Origin of the sequence: Pyxidicoccus sp. MSG2 (assembly GCF_026626705.1) — a bacterium.
GTDB lineage: Bacteria > Myxococcota > Myxococcia > Myxococcales > Myxococcaceae > Myxococcus.
On sequence record NZ_JAPNKC010000001.1, the window covers coordinates 6,565,509 to 6,584,560 of the forward strand.

The 19,052-nt window shown below is 70.4% G+C and carries 15 protein-coding genes; 9 read left to right on the forward strand and 6 right to left on the reverse strand.

Features of this window, described 5'->3' with window-relative positions:
- The first annotated feature begins 61 nt into the window (after window positions 1–61).
- Genes OV427_RS25865 through OV427_RS25880 form a run of 4 tightly spaced genes read left to right on the forward strand, consistent with a single transcriptional unit; the run spans window position 62 to window position 4,316 of the window.
- Entirely contained in the window at window positions 62–1,300 is a 1,239-nt protein-coding gene (locus OV427_RS25865) for an efflux RND transporter periplasmic adaptor subunit (protein ID WP_267858836.1), read from the forward strand.
- A complete protein-coding gene (locus OV427_RS25870) occupies window positions 1,297–1,992 on the forward strand; it encodes an ABC transporter ATP-binding protein (protein ID WP_267858837.1) in 696 nt (231 codons plus the stop codon). Before OV427_RS25865 ends, OV427_RS25870 begins: the two co-directional genes overlap by 4 nt.
- Window positions 1,989–3,155: an ABC transporter permease gene (locus OV427_RS25875; protein WP_267858838.1), complete on the forward strand. Its 1,167-nt coding sequence runs from the start codon at window positions 1,989–1,991 to the stop codon at window positions 3,153–3,155. The genes OV427_RS25870 and OV427_RS25875 overlap by 4 nt, the downstream gene beginning before the upstream one ends.
- 3 nt (window positions 3,156–3,158) lie before the next feature.
- Window positions 3,159–4,316 carry an ABC transporter permease gene (locus tag OV427_RS25880; RefSeq protein WP_267858839.1) on the forward strand — a complete coding sequence of 386 codons (1,158 nt, stop codon included), beginning with the start codon at window positions 3,159–3,161 and terminating at the stop codon, window positions 4,314–4,316.
- Window positions 4,317–4,325: 9 nt separating this feature from the next.
- Here the strand turns inward: OV427_RS25880 and OV427_RS25885 are convergent, their stop codons facing one another.
- From OV427_RS25885 to OV427_RS25895, 3 genes are all read right to left on the reverse strand, one after another.
- Window positions 4,326–5,726, reverse strand: coding sequence for an FAD-dependent oxidoreductase (locus OV427_RS25885; protein ID WP_267858840.1), 1,401 nt, complete (start codon window positions 5,724–5,726; stop codon window positions 4,326–4,328).
- A 102-nt stretch (window positions 5,727–5,828) separates the two neighbouring features.
- Entirely contained in the window at window positions 5,829–6,809 is a 981-nt protein-coding gene (locus OV427_RS25890; RefSeq protein WP_267858841.1) for an acyltransferase family protein, read from the reverse strand.
- A gap of 111 nt (window positions 6,810–6,920) precedes the next feature.
- The gene (locus OV427_RS25895; protein ID WP_267858842.1) at window positions 6,921–7,649 is read right to left on the reverse strand and encodes a 2OG-Fe dioxygenase family protein; all 729 of its coding nucleotides are present in this window, start codon (window positions 7,647–7,649) and stop codon (window positions 6,921–6,923) included.
- 355 nt (window positions 7,650–8,004) lie between these two features.
- On the opposite strand from OV427_RS25895, the gene OV427_RS25900 reads away from it, so the two are divergent.
- The gene (locus tag OV427_RS25900) at window positions 8,005–9,408 is read left to right on the forward strand and encodes a M28 family metallopeptidase (RefSeq protein WP_267858843.1); all 1,404 of its coding nucleotides are present in this window, start codon (window positions 8,005–8,007) and stop codon (window positions 9,406–9,408) included.
- Window positions 9,409–9,414: 6 nt separating this feature from the next.
- Here OV427_RS25900 and OV427_RS25905 read toward each other — a convergent pair whose 3' ends face one another.
- Entirely contained in the window at window positions 9,415–10,734 is a 1,320-nt protein-coding gene (locus tag OV427_RS25905; protein WP_267858844.1) for a metal-dependent hydrolase family protein, read from the reverse strand.
- 102 nt (window positions 10,735–10,836) lie between these two features.
- On the opposite strand from OV427_RS25905, the gene OV427_RS25910 reads away from it, so the two are divergent.
- Window positions 10,837–12,915 (forward strand): prolyl oligopeptidase family serine peptidase, encoded by a 2,079-nt coding sequence (locus OV427_RS25910; RefSeq protein ID WP_267858845.1) that lies wholly within the window; start codon window positions 10,837–10,839, stop codon window positions 12,913–12,915.
- A gap of 3 nt (window positions 12,916–12,918) precedes the next feature.
- On the opposite strand, the gene OV427_RS25915 is transcribed toward OV427_RS25910, so the two are convergent.
- Window positions 12,919–13,545: a hypothetical protein gene (locus OV427_RS25915; protein ID WP_267858846.1), complete on the reverse strand. Its 627-nt coding sequence runs from the start codon at window positions 13,543–13,545 to the stop codon at window positions 12,919–12,921.
- A 294-nt stretch (window positions 13,546–13,839) separates the two neighbouring features.
- Here OV427_RS25915 and OV427_RS25920 point away from each other — a divergent pair, with 294 nt between their 5' ends.
- From OV427_RS25920 to OV427_RS25930, 3 genes are all read left to right on the forward strand, one after another.
- A complete protein-coding gene (locus OV427_RS25920; protein ID WP_267858847.1) occupies window positions 13,840–16,107 on the forward strand; it encodes a zinc-dependent metalloprotease in 2,268 nt (755 codons plus the stop codon).
- A gap of 285 nt (window positions 16,108–16,392) precedes the next feature.
- Window positions 16,393–17,334, forward strand: coding sequence for a hypothetical protein (locus OV427_RS25925; protein WP_267858848.1), 942 nt, complete (start codon window positions 16,393–16,395; stop codon window positions 17,332–17,334).
- 48 nt (window positions 17,335–17,382) lie between these two features.
- Window positions 17,383–18,117 (forward strand): glutathione S-transferase N-terminal domain-containing protein, encoded by a 735-nt coding sequence (locus OV427_RS25930; protein ID WP_267858849.1) that lies wholly within the window; start codon window positions 17,383–17,385, stop codon window positions 18,115–18,117.
- Window positions 18,118–18,141: 24 nt separating this feature from the next.
- On the opposite strand, the gene OV427_RS25935 is transcribed toward OV427_RS25930, so the two are convergent.
- A complete protein-coding gene (locus OV427_RS25935; RefSeq protein WP_267858850.1) occupies window positions 18,142–18,936 on the reverse strand; it encodes a LolA family protein in 795 nt (264 codons plus the stop codon).
- Window positions 18,937–19,052: the final 116 nt, after the last annotated feature.

Genomic DNA, 19,052 nt, shown 5'->3' on the forward strand with positions numbered 1-19,052 from the left:
CACGCGTCGTGTCTTCCTACCTTCATTCCCGAGAGTCCGTAGCCCTGCTCGGGAGGAAGCCGTGGCCGAAGCACCGGCGCAGACACCACTGAGTACACTCCGCATCGACCGGTCCGCCGCGCCCCTCAAGCGACACCGCCGGATGCGCTGGCTCATCCCCACGGTGCTCCTGCTCGCCGTCCTCACCCTGCTCGGCGTCTCCCTCTCCCGTCGCGCTCCCACCGTGCACGTGGCCGAGGTCCGCGAGCCACTCCCGGGGGAGCAACAGACCGAGCTGTCCGCCGCCGGCTATGTCGACTCGCGGCGCCGCTCCGTCATCGCGCCGCAGATTCCCGGCCTCCTGGTGGACGTCACCGTGGAGGAGGGCGAGCCCGTGAAGCAGGGGCAGGTGATTGCCCGCCTGGACGACCGCGATGCCCGCGTCGCGCTCGACCGCGCCGAGGCCGAAGTCCTCGCCGCCCAGGCCCAGCTCGCCGCCTCGCGCGCCCAGGCCCAGAACGCCCGACGCACCACCGAGCGCACCCGCAACCTCGCGAAGCAGGGCGTCATCCCCAGCGCCGAGCTCCTCGACGTGGAGACCGCCGGCAGCGCCTCCCAGGAGGAGCTCAACGCCGCCAGCGCCCGGCTCGGTGTCGCCGTCCGCGTCCGCGAGGGCGCGCGCCTGCAGCTCTCGCACACCGTGGTGCGGGCGCCCTTCGACGGCGTGGTGGCACGCAAGCTCGCGGACGAGGGCGCCATGCTCGCGCCGGCCGCGCTCGAGGGCACCGACCTGGGCGGCATCATCGAGCTGGTGGACCTGGACGCGCTCGAAGTCGAGGCCGAGGTCAGCGAGGAGCAGCTCTCCCGCATCCAGCCGGGGCAGCCCGCGCTCATCTTCCTGGATGCCTTCCCCGACCGCGCCTTCTCCGCGAGCGTGGCCACGGTTCGCCCCGCCATCGACCGCTCCAAGGCCACCGCCACGGTGATGGTCCGCTTCCAGTCCGTCCCCAAGGGAGCGCTGCCGGACATGGGCGCCAAGGTGTCCTTCCTCCGCGAGCCGCTGCCACCCGACGCGTTGGACGCGAAGGCCCGGTCCTCACGCGTGCCCTCCAGCGCGGTGGTGCAGGACGGCGGCGGACCCGCGGTGTGGGTGGTGAAGGACGGGCGGCTCGCGCGGCAGCCGGTGCGATTGGGCGCACGCGTGGGCGAGGAGGTGTCGCTGGTGGAGGGGCCTCCCGCGGGGACGCAGGTGGTGGTGGCGCCGGACTCGCGGCGGCTGCGCGAGGGCCGGCGCGTGAAGGTGGAAGCGGGGAGCGGATGAGCCTCGAAGTCGTCCCAGCCGCGCTCCCCATGGTCCGTCTGGAGGGCGTGTCCAAGACGTACCGGCGCGGCACCGTGGAGGTGCCCGTGCTGGAGGCGGTGGACCTGTCCATCGCCACCGGCGCCTTCGAGGCCTTCATGGGCCCGTCCGGCTCCGGCAAGTCCACGCTGCTCAACCTCATCTCCGGGTTGGACAGGCCCACCACGGGCATCGTCGAGGTGGCCGGCCGCAACCTGGCCGAGCTGGACGACCGCGAGCTGAGTGACTGGCGCGCCGCCCATGTGGGCTTCGTCTTCCAGCTCTACAACCTCATCCCCGTGCTCACCGCGGCGGAGAACGTGGAATTGCCGCTGCTGCTGACGTCACTGTCGCGCGTCGAGCGGCGCCGGCACGTGGCCGCCGCGCTGGACCTCGTGGGGCTGTCTCACCGGGTGAGCCACCGCCCGCCGCAGATGTCCGGCGGCGAGCAGCAGCGCGTGGCCATCGCCCGCGCCATCGTCACCGACCCGGACCTCATCATCGCGGACGAGCCCACCGGGGACCTGGACCGCAAGTCAGCCGAGAGCGTGCTGGACCTCTTCGGGGTGCTCCACCAGGAGTTGCACAAGACGCTCGTCATGGTGACGCACGACCCGCACGCCGCCGAGCGGGCCGAGCGGGTGCACCACCTGGAGAAGGGGGTGCTCCAGTGAACTACGTGCGGCTCGCGTGCCGCGATTTGCTGCGCAACCCGCTGCGCCTGACGCTCACCATCCTCGCGGGCGCGGTGGGTGTGACGGCCTTCATCTTCCTGCGCACCGTCATCGACATCTTCTACTTCGGCGCGGAGGCGGCGCAGGTGGACCGGCTCATCGTCCGCAACAAGGTCGCCATCACCCAGCCGCTGCCGCTGTCCTACTACGCGCGCATCGCCGCACTGCCTGGCGTCACCGCCGTGACGCATCAGGAGTGGTTCGGTGGGACGCTGGGCGAGACGCAGAAGGACTTCTTCGCCAACTTCGCCGTCGACCCCGGCACCTTCCTCGGGGTGTTCCCCGAGTTCGTCACCACGCCCGCGGAGCTGTCCGCCTTTCGGAGCGACCCGTGCGGCGCGCTGATAGGCGAGAAGCTGGCCCGGCGCTTCGGCTGGAAGACCGGAGACCGGGTGACGCTCAAGGGGCAGATATACCCTGGTGATTGGACGTTCAACGTGCGCGGCATCTACACCGGCGCGCGCCCCAGCACGGACACCACCGCGCTGATGTTCGGCTACCGCTGCCTCAACGAGAGCACGCGGCTGCCCAAGGCCATGAAGGACCAGGTCGGCATCTACGCGGTGCGCGTGGATGACCCGGCGCGCTCGACCCAGGTGGCGGCGGCCATCGACGCCATGTTCGACAACAGCCCGTACCCGACGAAGACGGAGAGCGAGAAGGCCTTCCAGCTCGGCTTCGTGGCCATGTCGTCCGCCATCCTCACCGCGGTGAAGGTGGTGTCCACCGTCATCCTGCTCATCATCCTGCTCGTGATTGGCAACACGCTGGCCATGGGCGTGCGCGAGCGCACGCGCGACATCGCGACCCTGCGCGCCATGGGCTTCCGCCCTCGCACGGTGGTGATGCTGGTGCTGGCCGAGTCCTCCGTCATCGGCTTCGCGGCCGCGGCGCTGGGCGTGCTGGCCGCGCCGTCGCTGGTGAATGGCTTCGCGCGGCTCATCGCCTCGCAGTTCGGCCAGCTCCCGGACAACGTGATGCGGGGGCGCACGCTCGTCGTGTCCGCGCTCGCGGCGGTGGTGGTGTCGTTGCTGGCGGGAGTGGGGCCCGCCCTGCGCGCGGTGCGCCTGCCGGTGGCGGAAGGCCTGAGGAAGGTGGCCTGAGCCATGGTGCCGCTCTTCTACAACGCGCGCAGCCTCTGGGCGCGCCGGCTGTCCACCGGCCTCACGGTGGTGGGCCTGGGCCTGGTGGTGTTCGTCTTCTCCGCGGTGCTGATGCTGGCCAATGGCATCGAGTCCGCGCTCGCCTCGGGCGGAGATGCGTCCAACGCCGTCATCCTGCGCAAGGGCGCCACCGGCGAGCTGGTCAGCGGGGTGGAGCGGGACGCGGTGCGCATCCTCACCACGGACCCGGCGGTGGCGTCCGGGCCGGACGGCGCGCCGTTGGTGTCTGGAGAGTTGGTGGTGCTGGTGACGCTGCCTCGCGGGGGGACCCAGGAGATGAACACCACCGCGCGAGGCATCGGCGCGGAGAGCTTCACGGCGCGGCCGGAGGTGCAACTCGTCTCCGGGCGCAGGCCCCGGCCGGGTACGAATGAAGTCGTGTTGGGCCGCGCGCTGGTCGGCTCCTCACCGGACGCCACCCCGGGCGGCGAGCTGCGCTTCGCCCAGCAGCGCTGGCCGGTGGTGGGCGTCTTCGCGGCTCGGGGCGGCGCCTTCGAGTCCGAGCTGTGGGGCGACGCCACGCGCCTGGGGGCGGCCTTCGGACGGGACGGCTACAGCTCCGCGCTGGTGCGGCTGCGCTCCCCCGCGGCGATGGAGGCCTTCGTGAAGCGCGTGGAGGCGGACCCGCGCTTCACGCTGGAGGCGAAGCCGGAGCCTGAATACTGGGAGGACCAGGCCAGCGGGCTGGCGACGTTCATCCGCGTGCTGGGCCTGTTCGTGTCCTTCGTGTTCAGCGTGGGCGCGGTGCTGGGGGCGATGATTACGATGTACGCCCAGGTGGCGACGCGCATCGCCGAGCTCGGCATGCTGCGCGCGGTGGGCTTCCGGCGGCGCAGCGTGCTGGCCAGCGTGGTGGCGGAGTCCGCCATGCTCGGCGCCGCGGGCGGGGTGCTCGGCGCGCTGGGGGCGCTGGCCACGCGGTGGATTCACATCCGCACGCTCAACTTCCAGACCTTCGCCGAGGTGAGCTTCGGCTTCACGCCCACGCCGGGCATCGTCGTGGGCGCGCTGTTGTTCGGCACGCTGATGGGGCTCATCGGCGGGCTGCTGCCCGCGCTGCGCGCGGCGCGCCTGTCCATCCTCGACGCGCTGCGGGCCTGAGCGCGGGACTCACGCCGCCTTGGAGACGTGCACCGGGAGCGGCTTCGGGGCTGGGGGCAGCACCGCCGACACGGGCCGCGAGGTCAGCGCCTTCCAGAACAGCCTCGGCGAGAACATGGACGTCGGCGGCCGGAGCATGTGCATCACCTCCATGAACGTCCGCACGGCCTCGTCGTCCGTCGCGGTCAGCCGCTGGAACCGCTCGCCGTACCAGTACAGGAAGCTGCTCCCCGGGGGCCGCATGTCGGCCAGCTCGGGCAGCCGGAAGTCCTCGGTGGTGGACAGGGCCCAGGGCACCTTCAGGAGCTGGCCAGCGCGCTCGAAGTAGCGGCGCGACAGCCCGTCCAGTCCCTTGCGCAGGCACTCGCCCAGCGCCTCGACGAGCAGCGCGCTGGAGGTGATGCCCTGGCCATAGATGGGGTTGAACGAACAGAACGCGTCCCCCACCACCAGCAGCCCCTCGGGGACGCGGGGCAGCCGCTCGAAGTGGCGCCACTGGCTGTGCGAGAAGCGGTAGCTGAGGATGGGCCCGAGCGGCTCGGCCTGCTTCAAGGCCTCGTACAGGTGGGGCTGCGCGAGTGAGCGCGCATACGCGAGGAAGCCCTCCTCGTCCGTGGGCGGGTAGTCCTTGAGCCAGCCGCTCAGCGTCACCGTCCACCGGCCTCCCTCGACGGGGATGACGGTGCCGAAGCGCCGATTCGTTGGGAACTCGGCGGAGACGATGAGTGACTTCCACCCCGCGTCGAAGCCCGGGGGAATGCGGTACAGGCGCGTGGCGTAGCCGACGTCAATCTGGATGCGCGTCTCCTCCACGCGCGGCTGGCCCAGGGCCTCCAGCCACTGCGGCATCCGGCTTCCCCGGCCGCTGGCATCCACCACCAGGTCCGCCTCCAGCCGCGTCTCCTCGGTGCTCCCGGGCGCGCGGACCTTCAGGCCCGTGACGCGGGTGCCGTCCGCGACGTGCAGCAGGCCCGTGACGTCGTGCCGGTCGAGGATGCGTACGTTGGGGAGCGCCGCGAGCATGGAGCGGACGCGCCACTCGAAGAGCGGCCGCGTCTGCGAGTACATGGTGACGCCGCTGGGGACGCGCTTGCGCCAGACGCCGGCCACATGCCACGCGCCGTCGGCGGCCATGTCCAAGGCCTGGGCGCCAACGCCCTGCAGGTCCTCCATGAGTCCGGGGAAGATGGCCGCCGCGATGTCCATCCCGCGCTTGAGCAGGATGTGCGTCTGCGTGCCCTGCGGGACGCCCTTGCGTGCGAGCGGAGTGTCCTCCAGGCCATCCCGCTCCACCACCGTGACGCGCTCGAAGTGCCGTGCGAGCAGTCCCGCGGTGAGCAGTCCGGCCATGCTGCTCCCGCACACGACGGCGTGGCGGGGGGACACAACGGGAGTGAGGGGAGGACCCATGACGACACCTCGCGCTTGGGGGAAGCGGGGACGTTACGTATTGGAAGCCCGCATCCTTTATACACGCGCACAGACCGGGTCCTTGCGGACCGGTGGTCTGTCTCACACCCGACCGAAGAGTCGGCGGGGCTCCCAGAGTGGGCGTGTGACACCCACGACGAACGGGTGGCTGAGCAGCAGCGCGAGGACCGCGCCCCCTGCCAGCGAGAGGAGGACGCCGGGCACCCCGTGCAGCACGGAGAAGCCACCGGCCTTCTCGATTCCACGCACCACGAAGCCGTGCAGCAGGAACGGCGGCAGGCTCCGTGCGCCCAGAAGGGTGAGGACACTGTCGCCTCGGGGACACACCCGGAAGAGCGACCAGGTGAGCGCGAGCGCGCAGCCGAGGAGCGCGAGTCGTGTCGCCATGCCGGTGAGCGGGGCCACGCCGAGCGCCGCGTAGCTGGCGCTGCCGTACAGCCACTGCGGGTTCGGAGCGGCGAGCGTCTCGGAGGCCATCGCCCAGACGCCGCCGCCCAGCGCGACGAACAGGACCGCGGCGAGTACGCGGTGGCGCGGGCCTTCACCCAGCAGCCACTCCCTCCGGGCCAGGTGGCCGGCGACGAAGCAGGGGAGGAACACGAACGTCCGCGACAGGCCGAAGAGATAGCCCACCCACGGCAGCAGGCCCGCTCCAACGGCGACGATGACGGACAGCAGCAGCGGCATGGGCAGGCGGCGAAGCAGCGGCAGCACGAGCCGCCAGCACGCGAGGCTCCACAGGAACCAGAGCAGCCAGTACGGCTGCAGCAGCCACGTGCGGCTCCATCCCCTGCCGAGCACCCACGCGTCGAACGCCACGTACAGCACCTGGAAGATGACGAGCGGCGCGAGCAGCGACCACGCGATGTTGGCCAGGGCCTTCCGGCTCCATTCCGCGCGCGACAGGTGCCCGGAGAGGAATGCGAAGGCGGGGATGTGGAACAGGTAGAAGGCCGTGTAGAGCGCTCGCGCCAGCGGCTCGCGGGCGATGAGCGGCTCCAGCGAGTGCCCCATCACCACGAGCGCGATGAGCACGCCGCGCACGTTCTCCAGCAGGGACACTCTTGAAGGGGTCGTCACACCGGCGTCATACCGGCGGGGCGGGGCTCGCACAAACCCGCGGGCCCGGACGAGGTGGCTCACGCATGGCGCGTCTCAGCAATCCCTGTGGCGTCAGGGTCCCTGGAAGCCCTTCGCGCGGAAGGTGAGCACGAGCGTGTCCCGGTGTCCCGTGCCGCCCAGCGGCTGGATGGGCGTGCTCTCGTGAATCACACGCTCGTCGTCGAGCAGCAGCGCGGACCAGGGCTCGGTGAGCGTGAAGCGGATGCCGCTCGGCCCGGCCGCCTCGAACACGCGCGTCTCGCCGCCCTTGATGCCTTCACGGCCCGTGAGCAGCACGGCGACGAAGTCCACGCCGTCGCGGTGCGCGCCCTCGGGCGTCGGCCGACCGATGCCATCCGTCGTGTCGATGCGGAACTGATGCGCCTCCACGTACCAGGGCCGCGCCCCCTTCAGCGCGGAGCAGCACACGCCCAACTCGCTCAGCAGCCGGGACCACGCGGGCTGCGAGATGACGCCCGGGGAAATCGGCTCGAACCAGCGCTCCAGCCCGCCGTGCAGCGCGTTGTATTCGACGGGCTGCCAGTGCGCGCGGTGCGGCACCTGGGAGACGGAGGCGCCATCCACGACGAAGCACGAGTGCCGGCGCGAGCGATAGCGCCCACCGTCCCGCAGGTACCCGTCGAGCGGCAGGTCGTTCCACGTCGGCAGCAGCGCGTCGAGCTCGGGAGCCGGCGTGTGCACCAGTTCGCACAGGCCCGTGCGGCTGAGGACGGCGTAGCCGCGCTCGCGCAGGACGGAGAGGACATCCGAAGGAGAGGTGACGGGCGGCGAGAAGCTCATGGGCGTGACGGGGGCAGTGCTGGCGCGGACCATGACGGCAGGGCGCACACGTTGCAAGCACGCGGGCACCCGTGCGCCACGCGGGTCGAGATGATGGCGCCACGCGAATTCTCCGCGTCACGCGCGTGCGGGACGACGCTGCCGCATTGCAGCAGGGAATCCTGTGACTTCTTGAAATCCACGGAGGTGTTACCGTCCCGCCGCTGTCCGGGCCTGTCGCCCGCGCACGTGCGTGCCGGCGCGGACGGGCCCGTTTCCCGAGGAGAAGACTGTGAGCCGACCTGTTGAAGCGCGCCCGGCCCCGGGCGCCATGCGGTCCGTCCGGAATGTCTCTCGTGTGGTGGGCGCTTCGTGTGTGTTGCTCGTCCCGTTCCTCGCCTGGTGCGCCGGGCCTGACGCCTCGCGGGGGACGCGGCTTGCCAGCGCCACGCAGCCGGAGACGGCGCAGGGAAGGGACGACGAGCGCTCAGCGAGGCCGGTGCCGCACGACGTGCGGGAGATGCTGCGCGAGATGAAGGAGCAGAACGTCGAGAGCACCATTCGCACGCTCGTTTCGTTCGGCACCCGCAACACGCTCTCCGTGCAGAACGACCCGGCGCGCGGCATCGGCGCCGCGCGCGACTGGCTCCGCGCGCGCTTCGAGGCCATCGCCGCCACCTCGGGCGGACGCATGACGGTGGAACTCCAGAGCTACGTGCAGGAGCCCGCCTCGCGCATCCCCGTTCCCACCGTCATCACCAACGTCGTCGCCACGCTGAAGGGGAAGCAGGCCGCGTCCGAGGGCCGCGTCTACGTCGTCAGCGGGCACTACGACTCCATGTGCGGAGACCCCATCAACCCCACCTGCGACGCGCCCGGTGCCAATGACGACGCCTCCGGAGTGGCCGTCGTGCTGGAGATGGCGCGCGTCATGGCCACGCGCGAGTTCGACGCCACCATCGTCTTCATGGCCGTCGCGGGGGAGGAGCAGGGGCTCTACGGCTCAACGTACTTCGCCACGCAGGCGAAGGCGGCGGGGCGCAACATCGCCGGCATGTTCACCAACGACATCGTCGGAAGCTCGCGCGCGGATGACGGCTCGAGAGATCCACTCACCGTGCGCGTCTTCGCGGAAGGCGTGCCCACGGCCGAGACGCCCGCGGAGGCCAACACCCGCCGCTCGGTGGGTGGAGAGAACGACTCGCCCTCGCGTCAGCTCGCGCGCCTGGTGAAGGACGTGGGGGAGAACAGCGCCACCGGCATGCGGGTGAACATCATCTACCGCAGGGACCGCTACCGCCGGGGCGGGGACCACATCCCCTTCCTGCAGCAGGGCTACGCGGCGCTGCGCTTCACCGAGCCGCACGAGAACTACGCCCACCAGCACCAGGACGTCCGCAGTGAGAACGGCACCGTCTTCGGCGACCTGCCCGAGTTCGTGGACTTCGCGTACATCACCCGGGTGGCCCGGGTGAACGCCGCCGCCCTCACGGCCCTCGCCCGTGCGCCGGCCGTCCCCGCCAACACGCGCATCATCACCGCGAAGCTCACCAACGACACCGAGCTGGCCTGGGACGCGAACCCCGAGCCGGACGTCGCGGGCTACGAAATCGTCTACCGCGAGACGACCGAGGCGCTCTGGACGCACGTGCTCCCGGTGGGCAACGTGACGACCTACACCGTGCCGGGCATGTCGAAGGACAACTATTTCTTCGGCGTGCGCGCGGTGGACCAGGACGGCCACCGCAGCCCGGTCGCCTTCCCGAAGCCCGCGCCCTGACGGACGCTACTTGTTCGAGGCCGCGGTGGTGGGCGCCGCGTCGTGCCGCACCACCCGGCCCTCCTTCATGACGAAGAAGACGCGCTCGGTGGCGCGCACGTCGCGCAGCACGTCGCCGGGCACGGCGATGACGTCCGCCACCTTGCCGGGCTCCAGGCTGCCCAGCTCCTGTGAGAGCCCGAGCAGCTCCGCGTTCACCGTGGTCGCGGCGCGCAGCGCGTCGGTGGGGCTCATGCCGTACTCCACCAGGATGCCGAGCTGCTCCGCGTTGCGGCCGTGCGGGATGACGCCCGCGTCGGTGCCGAAGCCGATGCGGACCTTCCGCGCCAGCGCGAGGCGCATCGACTCGCGCCGGGCCTTCGCGGCGATTTGAATCTTCTCCCAGACGCGTGGGTGGAACTTCGCGCCGCGCGCCTTCTGCTCGTCGTAGATGCGCTGGTTGAGCGGCGTGGGGATGAGCACGGTGTGGCGCTCGGCCATCATCCGGAACGCCTCTTCGTCCAGGAACGTGCCGTGCTCGATGGAGTCGGCCCCCGCCTGGATGGCGCGCTTCGCCCCGGTGGCGCCGTGGGCATGCACGGCCACCTTCTTGCGGAGGCCGTGCGCCTCGTCCACCACCGCGTCCATCTCCGCCTGTGTGAGCTGGGGCACGTCCACGTCGTCGCCCTCGGAGAGCACGCCGCCGGTGACGCACACCTTGATGACGTCCGCCCCGTACTTCAGCGCCTTGCGCACCTGGCCGCGCAGCGCGTCGGGTCCGTCCGCGACACCGCCCGCGGACTCCTCGGCGAGCGCGCCTTCGCGGAAGCCGTGCGTGTCGCAGTGGCCCCCCGTGGCGCCCAGGGCGGCGCCGGAGGCGATGACGCGCGGCCCTTCCAGCATCCCGCTTCGCGCCGCATTGCGCAGGCCGATGTCGATGACGTGCGCGGAGCCCAGGTTGCGCACCGTGGTGAAGCCCGCACGCAGTGTGCGGCGCGCATGCTCGCCTGCCTCCAGCGCCAGCTCCGCCACCGGTTTCTGGAGCGAGTCCAGTTGGTCCTGCCGGTAGTCATCGCTCCGCTCGGAGTCCAGGTGGACGTGCGCGTCGATGAGGCCGGGCAGCAGCGTGGCGTCTCCCAGGTCGACCACCTCCGCGTCCTTCGGCAATGGGGCCCCGGAGCCCACGGCCTCGATGCGACCGTCGCGCACCAGCACCACTCCGGGTGACACCACCTTGCCCGAGCGGGCATCGAAGAGCCGCTGCGCACGGAGCACGGTGGGCCGTGCGGCGAGCGCGGCGGAAGGGAGCAGCAGCAGGAGCGCGACGAGGCTGGCGGGTCGGGTCATCGCGCACAAGACTCCCGGTGTGCCGGCGGGGCGTCAAGCCGTGGGAATTGCGGGCGCCGTGGGGTGTTGCCGGCCCGCCTTCGACCGCTGGGAGATGTGGACATGCGCAGGGTGTTCATCGCGTCACTGTTGACCGGGCTGTTGACGGCCCCCGTGGCCCTGGCCGAGGAGGACCCCTTCCTCTGGCTGGAGGAGGTGCAGGGGACCCGTGCCCTGGAGTGGGTGCGTGCGCAGAACGCGAAGACGCTGGCCGTGCTGGAGAAGGACCCGCGCTTCGAGCCCTTCCACGCCGAGGCGCTCACCTTCCTCACCGCCACCGACCGCATCCCCACCCCCGACTTCCGCGCGGGCGGCGTGGACAACTTCTGGCAGGACGCGTCGAACCCGCACGGTGTGTGGCGGCACACCTCGCTCGACAGCTACGCGAGCCCCACTCCCGAGTGGCACACGGTGCTCGACCTGGACGCCCTGTCCAGGACGGAGGGCACGAACTGGATATGGAAGGGCAGTGACTGTCTGCCGCCCGCGGACCAGCGGTGCCTGCTGAAGCTCTCCGATGGCGGCAAGGACGCGGTGTCGGTGCGCGAGTTCGACGCCACTGCCGGGACGTTCGTGGACGGTGGCTTCCGGCTCCCGGAGGGCAAGCAGTCCTCGGAGTGGCTGGACGCGGACACGCTGCTGGTCGGCCGGGACTGGAGCGGCGGCACGCTCACCGAGTCCGGCTACCCCTTCGTACTCAAGCGCTGGAAGCGCGGCACGCCACTGGAGGAGGCACAGGAGGTGTTCCGAGGCGAGCGCACGGACGTGCAGGCCTCGCCCCTGCTGCTGCGGGACTCCGAGGGTCAGTTGCAGGGCGTGCTCGTCAATCGCGGCGTGACGTTCTTCGAGTCCGAGTTCTATCTGCTTGGCGACGCGGCTCCCACGCGCGTGCCCCTGCCGAGGAAGGCGTCGTACCAGGCCTTCGTGCAGGGCCAGGTCGTCTTCACGATTGAAGAGGACTGGGGCCGCTTCAAGCAGGGCGCGCTGCTCGCGTATCCCCTCGCGGCGCTGAAGCAGGACGCCGCGTCGGCGCGTCCCACGCTGCTCTTGCAGCCAGGACCGCGTCAGTCCATCGACGGGGTGTCCGCGACGCAGACCCGGCTGCTGGTCAACGTGTACGAGGACGTGAAGGGCGCGCTGGATGTCTACACGCCCGTGAAGGACCGCTGGACGCGCAGGCGGCTGGCGCTGCCGAAGAACGCGTCCGTCGGCATCACCGCGACGTCGTCGGCGCATGACCGCCTCTTCGTGAAGTCCCAGGGCTTCCTCGAGCCGACCGCGCTGTGGCTGGGGGACGCCTCGACGGCGACGGTGAAGAAGGTGAAGTCACTGCCCGCGCGCTTCAATGCGTCCACGCACCGGGTGGACCAGTACCAGGCGGTGTCGAAGGACGGCACGCGGGTGCCGTACTTCGTGGTGCGCTCGAAGACGCGCAAGCTGGACGGGACGGCGCCCACGCTGGTGCACGGCTACGGCGGCTTCCAGGTGTCGAAGACGCCCGTGTACCAGCCGGAGGTGGGCAAGCTCTGGCTGGAGCGCGGCGGTGCGTACGTCGTCGCCAACATCCGGGGCGGTGGCGAGTTCGGCCCCCGCTGGCACCAGTCCGCGCTGCGCGAGCACCGTCAGCGCGCGTTCGACGACTTCGCGGCGGTGCTGGAGGACCTCGTCCGCAGGAAGATCAGCTCACCGCGCCGCATGGGCATCTACGGGCGCTCCAACGGCGGCGTCCTCACCAGCGTGGCGCTGACGCAGCATCCCGAGTTGTTCAACGCGGCCGTCATCGAGAGCCCGCTCATCGACATGTTGCGCTACCACAAGCTGCCGGCTGGCGCGTCGTGGGTGGGCGAGTACGGCAACCCCGAGGTGCCCGGGGACGCCGCGTTCATCGCGAAGTATTCCGCCTACCAGAACCTGAAGCCGGGCGTGCGCTACCCCAAGCCCTACATCACCACCAACACCAAGGACGACCGCGTCCACCCAGGCCATGCGCGCAAGTTCGCGGCACGGCTGGAGGCCATGGGGCTGCCGTACCTCTACTTCGAGAACACCGACGGCGGTCATTCCAACGACGCGGACCCGCTGCTCAACGCGCGCCGCTGGGCGCTGCACCACGTGTACCTCGCGCAGCAGTTGATGGACTGAGCGTCACGTCCTCCGTAGTAGCCGCGCCAGCACGAGGCCGTGGGTGATGAACACCAGCGGCACGACGAACAGCGGCAGCAGGGAGAAGGGGAAGCGCGTCAGCGTGGCGGGCAGGAGCAGGTTGCCCTCGAGGAAGATCATCCGCTGGGCGTTGCCCACGACCCAGAGGATGTCGACCAGTCCCGCCACGCTCCAGGCCAGCACCACGCCGCGCTTCAGCGGTGTGTCCGCGGGCAGCGCGAGCGCCGCCACCACCGGCGCCGCGAGCCCGACGGCGATGTCCCCCCAGCCCGCCTGAAGGGCGAAGGCACCGGGGAGCTCTCCCCGCTCGTACTGCACCAGGAAGCCGACCCCCGCCACCACGCGCACCGCGTGGTAGCGCACCGCAAGCCGCGGGTCCACGGCGAGCACGGCGGCGCGGAAGTCGCGCGAGGCGGCGCAGGCGAGACAGAAGGCCAGCACGCCGCCGCCGATGAGCAGCGGGATGATGAAGGGCGGCACGAACCGCATCACGCCGGATGCGGAGATGAGCAGGGCCACGCAGGCCCAGACGAGCAGGCCGGTGCGAAGCCCCCGGCGCATGGGCGGGCGCGGCCGGGAAGATGGTGCGGCGGGAACAGGGTCATTCATGAAGGCCCTCCACGTGTCACATCCCGGCGTGTGGACCGGATGCTCGCACTTCGTGCCCGGTGATGGTTCTTCACCCCATCCGGCGCCGCTGCCGCGCGTCTCCCGCGTGACGCTCTCCGACAGTCCCTCGTGGCATAACGCGCCCCCTCAGAGGGCATATCGCCCACCGTCGAAGTCCTTGCGCGATACGGGGCATCCGGGGCGCGCGGAATGTGGCCGGGAAAGTCTCCGAGTGACTGCGTTCCTCCAATGACGGGCCACGCATCGTGTGCGGCCCGCACCTTGGAGACACTCATGTCGAGAAGTCGATTCCCCCTGCATCGCTCGTGGCTGGGCGCGGCCTCCCTGGCCGTGGCGCTGAGCACCGGTTGCGGAAGCCCCCCGGACGTCCCCTCGCCGGAAGTCGCCGAGACGCCCGGCGACGCACTGCCCATCTCGCTGGATTCATCCTTCGTCGCCGTACCCCGGACAGTGGGCGCGTCACAGAAGCAACAGGTGGAGCAGCAGCTCCAGGGCGCGGTGGACGACTCCGGCACCAGCTTCTACCTGGCCATCCGGCGCAGCGAGCTGGCGCAGCGCTGGTTCATGTCCGCGTACCAGAAGCAGGCGCATCCGGGCGGTGTGCTCTACGACGCGGCCACCTCGCTGGGCACGCGCGTGGTGAGCTTCAAGGAGCAGAACGGCAAGCTCTTCGTCCTGGACGTGGCGGACGGCAAGGCGATGAGCGACGTGTTCGACCCGGACCTCCTGGTGGAGGCGTACCCGGTCGTCACCGACTACGGCCCGTTCAACCGCACGCGCGGCTCGGACCAGTACGTGCTCATCGACCCGACGGCGGGCCTCAACCGCTTCGGCGTGGTGGGTGATTTGCTCGGGCCCCGCCGCATCCCGTTCAACGTGGAGCTGAGCTTCGCGCAGCGCTTCCGCACCCTGGCGGACGGCGTCGCCTTCGAGCAGGTCTACACCGGCTACATGGACGTGCCGGACGACCTCGCGTTCTACTTCCTGGAGAACAACCCGTACCGCTACTCCGGCACGCTCTCCCTCTCCCTGCGCAAGTACAGCGAGGGCCCGGGCTTCACGCCCACCCCGCGGCCGGAGGTGGACCACTACTTCCTCAGCGACGAGCGGCTCATCCCCAACACGGGAGGCTACACCGAGCAGACGCCGGTGAAGTGGAACATCCGCCCGGGCATGAAGCCCATCCGGTGGAACATCACCCCCACCGTCCTCACGCTGCAGAACGACCCGCGCTACCAGCAGTACGACCTGGTGGGCGCGTTGAAGCGCGGCATCGAGGGCTGGAACCAGGTGTTCGGCTTCAAGGCGCTGGAGGCCGTCGTCGCGGACAGCACGCAGGGCTTCGCGGACGACGACAAGAACTTCCTCATCTTCGACCCGGATGAGGGGATGCCCTTCGCCTTCGCGAACATGCGCACCAACCCCAACACCGGCGAGATTCGCGGCGCCAGCGTGTACCTGCCCGCGCTGTGGCTGGCCCTGGCGGACGCCGGCTACAGCGACGACCTGAGCGGGGCCGCGCCCACGGAAGGCGCGGCGCCGCACCCGTCCCTGCGCATGTCCTGGGCCGGCATGGCGGGTGGCTCGCTGTGCGACCTGGAGGTGCCGAAGGCGGGCGCACTGTCCGCGTCACCGACGCTCGCCTCGCTGACCAAGAAGCAGAAGGTGGAGGCGAACCTCACCAACGTGGTGCTGCACGAGATTGGCCACACGCTGGGCCTGCGCCACAACTTCGCGGGCTCGCGGGTGTACGCGGGCGGCCCCTCGATGGTGCGCTCCACGTCGGTGATGGACTACATCGTCGAAGAAGACACCGTGTACGGCGACGCACCCGGGCCGTATGACGTGGAGGCGGTGCGCTACCTCTACGGGCTGTCCACGCAGGAGCCCACGCTCGCGTTCTGCACGGACCAGGACACCATCGTGGACCCGCTCTGCAACCGGAACGACCGCTTCGATGACCCGCTCACGAAGTGGTACGTCCCCGAGTACCACGACCTCATGACGCAGCTGATGTACAGCACGGCGAACCTGGACCGGCTGAAGCCCCTGGTCGGCCTCTACCTGAACCCCGTGCTGCAGTTCGTGCGCGCGGGCAATGCGCAGGCTCAGGTCACCGCCTACCAGCTCGCCATGGCCCAGTTCCGGCCCCCGCTCCAGGTGCCCGCGGGTTCGCCCCCGCACTACGCCGCCCGGGCGGATGAGCTGGCGCGGCGCACCCTGGCGCGCCTGTACCTGGACCCGGAGGCGGACCGCAGCTCCTTCAAAGCCAACCCGCCCAACTCGTCCACGCTGCTGCCGCTGGTCATCGCCGACCTGAAGGCCATCCTGCTCAACGTGGACGGCGTGCGCAGCTACGCCTCGCGCCGCACCATGGTGGACATCCTGAAGAGCCAGCAGGTGCTGGCCTCCTACTCGGCGCTGCGCGAGGTGCGGGACACGCTCACCGCGCAGCTCCCGTCGCTGAGCGGTGACGAGCGGCTGCAGGTCGAGGACCTGGTGGCGCGCATCTCCGAGGCCGTCTCGCCGTACTACCGCTGACGGAGGGGCGCCGGCCGGTGGGTTGTCGTGCCACCGGCCGGGGGCCTCGGGTGCAATGCGGCGACGGTACTAGTGGTGTCACATGGGAGCGTCCGGTACCCCACGCCGTCGCTGTCCCGCGCGCGACGCACACATGCACGGAAGTCGGGGTGGCGAATTCCCATCGAGTGTCAGCGCGAAACTCTTTCAAGGGGACTTCTCCGTACAGCTCGACAGCACAGCGCGACCCGGATGTCTCTGGAAGCTTCGGCAGGTGACGCCAACGATTCACCATGGGGGGAGCGCATGCGGTCCAGACATGTGGAGAGCTTGTTCGCGGTGGCGTTGCTGGTGGCCGGGGTGGGTTGTGGCCCGGTGGAAGATGCCGACGCAGATACGGCCAGCACGGTGGCCACGGCCGAGCAGGAGCTGGGCTCGGCGAATGGCCTGTCCTTCAACGGCTTGTCCTTCAACGGGATGTCCCGCAACGGCCTGTCCTTCAATGGGCTGTCCTTCAACGGGCTGTCCACCGCGGGTCTGTCGTCGTCGCAGTTCGACACGTGGTTCCAGTCGAACCCGGCGCTCGCCGACATGGTGATGCGGTACGTGGTGCGCTGCGCGGTGCCGGCAGGCGAGGTGCGCCGCTACACGGACCCGCGCAATGGGCGGACGTATACGTGGTTCGGGTTGCTCGGCCTCGCACCGGACTGGGCCCAGGGGCAGAAGGCCACCAAGGCGGAGCAGCAGGTGGTGTCGGCCTGCCTGGCCGCGCACACCAACAAGCGGGGCATCTCGATGGCCATCTCCGTGTTGGGAGAGAACAGCCGGGGCCAGCCCATTCCCTACAGCGGCGTGGAGCTGGCGGCCTTCCCCGAGCACGAGGCCTGCTTCTTCGGCAACCTCTTCACCGGCGAGGGCGTCTACGTGGGCAGCGACCAGGGCCTGCTGACCGGGCGCAAGAGCTCCCTGCGCGAGTGCGCGCTCTCACCGGGGCCGCTCCAGATGGAGGACAACTGCCCGCCGATGGTGCCCGTGGGCAACTGCGAGCTGCACTGTGATTTGCGGCTGCTGAGCCCCTACTACGGCACCTGCTACTACAACGGCATCCGGTACAAGGCCCTCACCACCCGGATGCTGGCGTCAGACGTCTACCAGTGCGGTGACGGCAGGTGCCAGGTCACCGAGTCGTGCGGCCTGGGCATCGACTATCGCAACTGCATGCTGGACTGCGGGGTGTGCATCCGATGAAGCAGGCCCTGGGCTCGCGCCTGCGGGCGGCGTACTGTCCAGGGCTTCATGCGCACACTCTACGGACTGCGGTACTCGAGCTGGACGGAGAAGGCCCTCTGGGCGCTGGACCACCACCGGGTCTCCTTCCGCTACCGCGAGCACATGCCCCTCATTGGCGAGGCCCTGCTGCGCTGGCGCACGCCGAAGGGCGTGCACCCCTCCGTCCCCATGCTGCTCGACGAGGACGGCGCCATCACCGGCTCGTTCAACATCGCGAAGCGCGCGGAGGCCCTGGGTTCAGGCGCGCCGCTCTTCCCGCCCGAAGCGGCGGAGCTCAACGCCCGCTGGGAGGAGACAGGGGACCGTGTGCTCAAGGTGGCCCGCGCGCACGTGCTCGTGGGCATGCTCCAGAATCCGCGGGCCCAGCGCGAGAGCCTCCCCGGCTTCGTGCCCGGCTTCCTCCGGGGGATGATGGCGCCGTCCACGAAGCTGGGCGTGCGCTTCATCGCCCGGAAGCACCAGGCCGCCTCCGACGTGGACGCCGCCATCCAGGAGACCGTCGTCCCCGCCCTCGAGCGGCTCCGCGCCGAGCTGGGCGGCCGGCCCTACCTGGCGGCCGGCTTCGCCTACGCGGACATCAACGGCGCGGCCATGCTCCAGTTCCTGCGCCCACCGGACGACCGCTACCTGCCCGTGGGCCCTGGCACGCGCGAGGTGTGGAGCCACGCCGCGCTCGCCGAGCGCTTCGCGGACCTGCTCGAGTGGCGCGACGGCCTCTATGCGAAGCACCGTCTGCGCTGACGCGCGCCACCCCAGCCACCCGCGTCAGGGCTTCTGTCCACCCCCCTGCGGCGGCGGTGCACCCTGGCTCATGCGCTGGCGAATCAGCTCCTGAATCTGCTCGGGCGTCTTGCCCTTGAAGTCCTCGGGCTTGAGGCCACCCATGGGGGCGCCCGAGGGCGGGCCCTCCATCTTCCGGTAGTCGGCGGGGATGGTGAAGAGCGAGTCGGGCTGCTTGCCCTCCTGGATGTTGGTGAGGTTGAGCTCCGTCACCTGTCCGTCGGCGCTGAAGGTCTGCGCGCGCACGTAGGGGACCTCGGACAGGTCCGTGGGCCGCCACAGCTTCTGGCGCAGCGGCTTGCCATCAATACTCGCGGGAGAGCCCTCGTACACGGTGGCGGCGTGGCCGTTCACCGTCTCGGTGCCCGTCTTCTTGTATCCCTGCTCCACGAAGCAGGTGTCGTAGTCCTGCGTCTTCCCCGTGCAGGAGCCGGGGAGCTTCATCGGCAGCTGATCCAGGCTCCGCACCGATGCAATCTTCTGCGCGTGCATCAGCGTGGTGCCGGTGCGCTTGTCGAAGTCGAACAGGATGGACATGGCCATGCCGGTGCCCTGGGGCGGGGCCGGCACCTGCGTGTCCATGCGCAGCAGGCCCTTGCGCCCGTAGATGCGGCCCTTCATCTCCGGCGGGGCCTTCTGGCCGGCCGGCGCCTTCTGGCCGGCCGGCGCCGACACCTTCGTGGTCGCATCCGCGGACCAGTCCGCGAGGGCGGGGGACGCCACCAGCAGCGCGGCGGTGGCGAAGCCTGACAGCCTGTGACGCAGGGAGGATGGGCTCATGGAGCCCACCTCAGTCCATGGCCCGCGCGCCTGTCAAACCGCCGCGGTCACGAGACGGGAAAGCGAACGGCGCCGGCCCTCGCGAGAAGCGAAGAGCGCGGCGCCGTGGCCGTGAA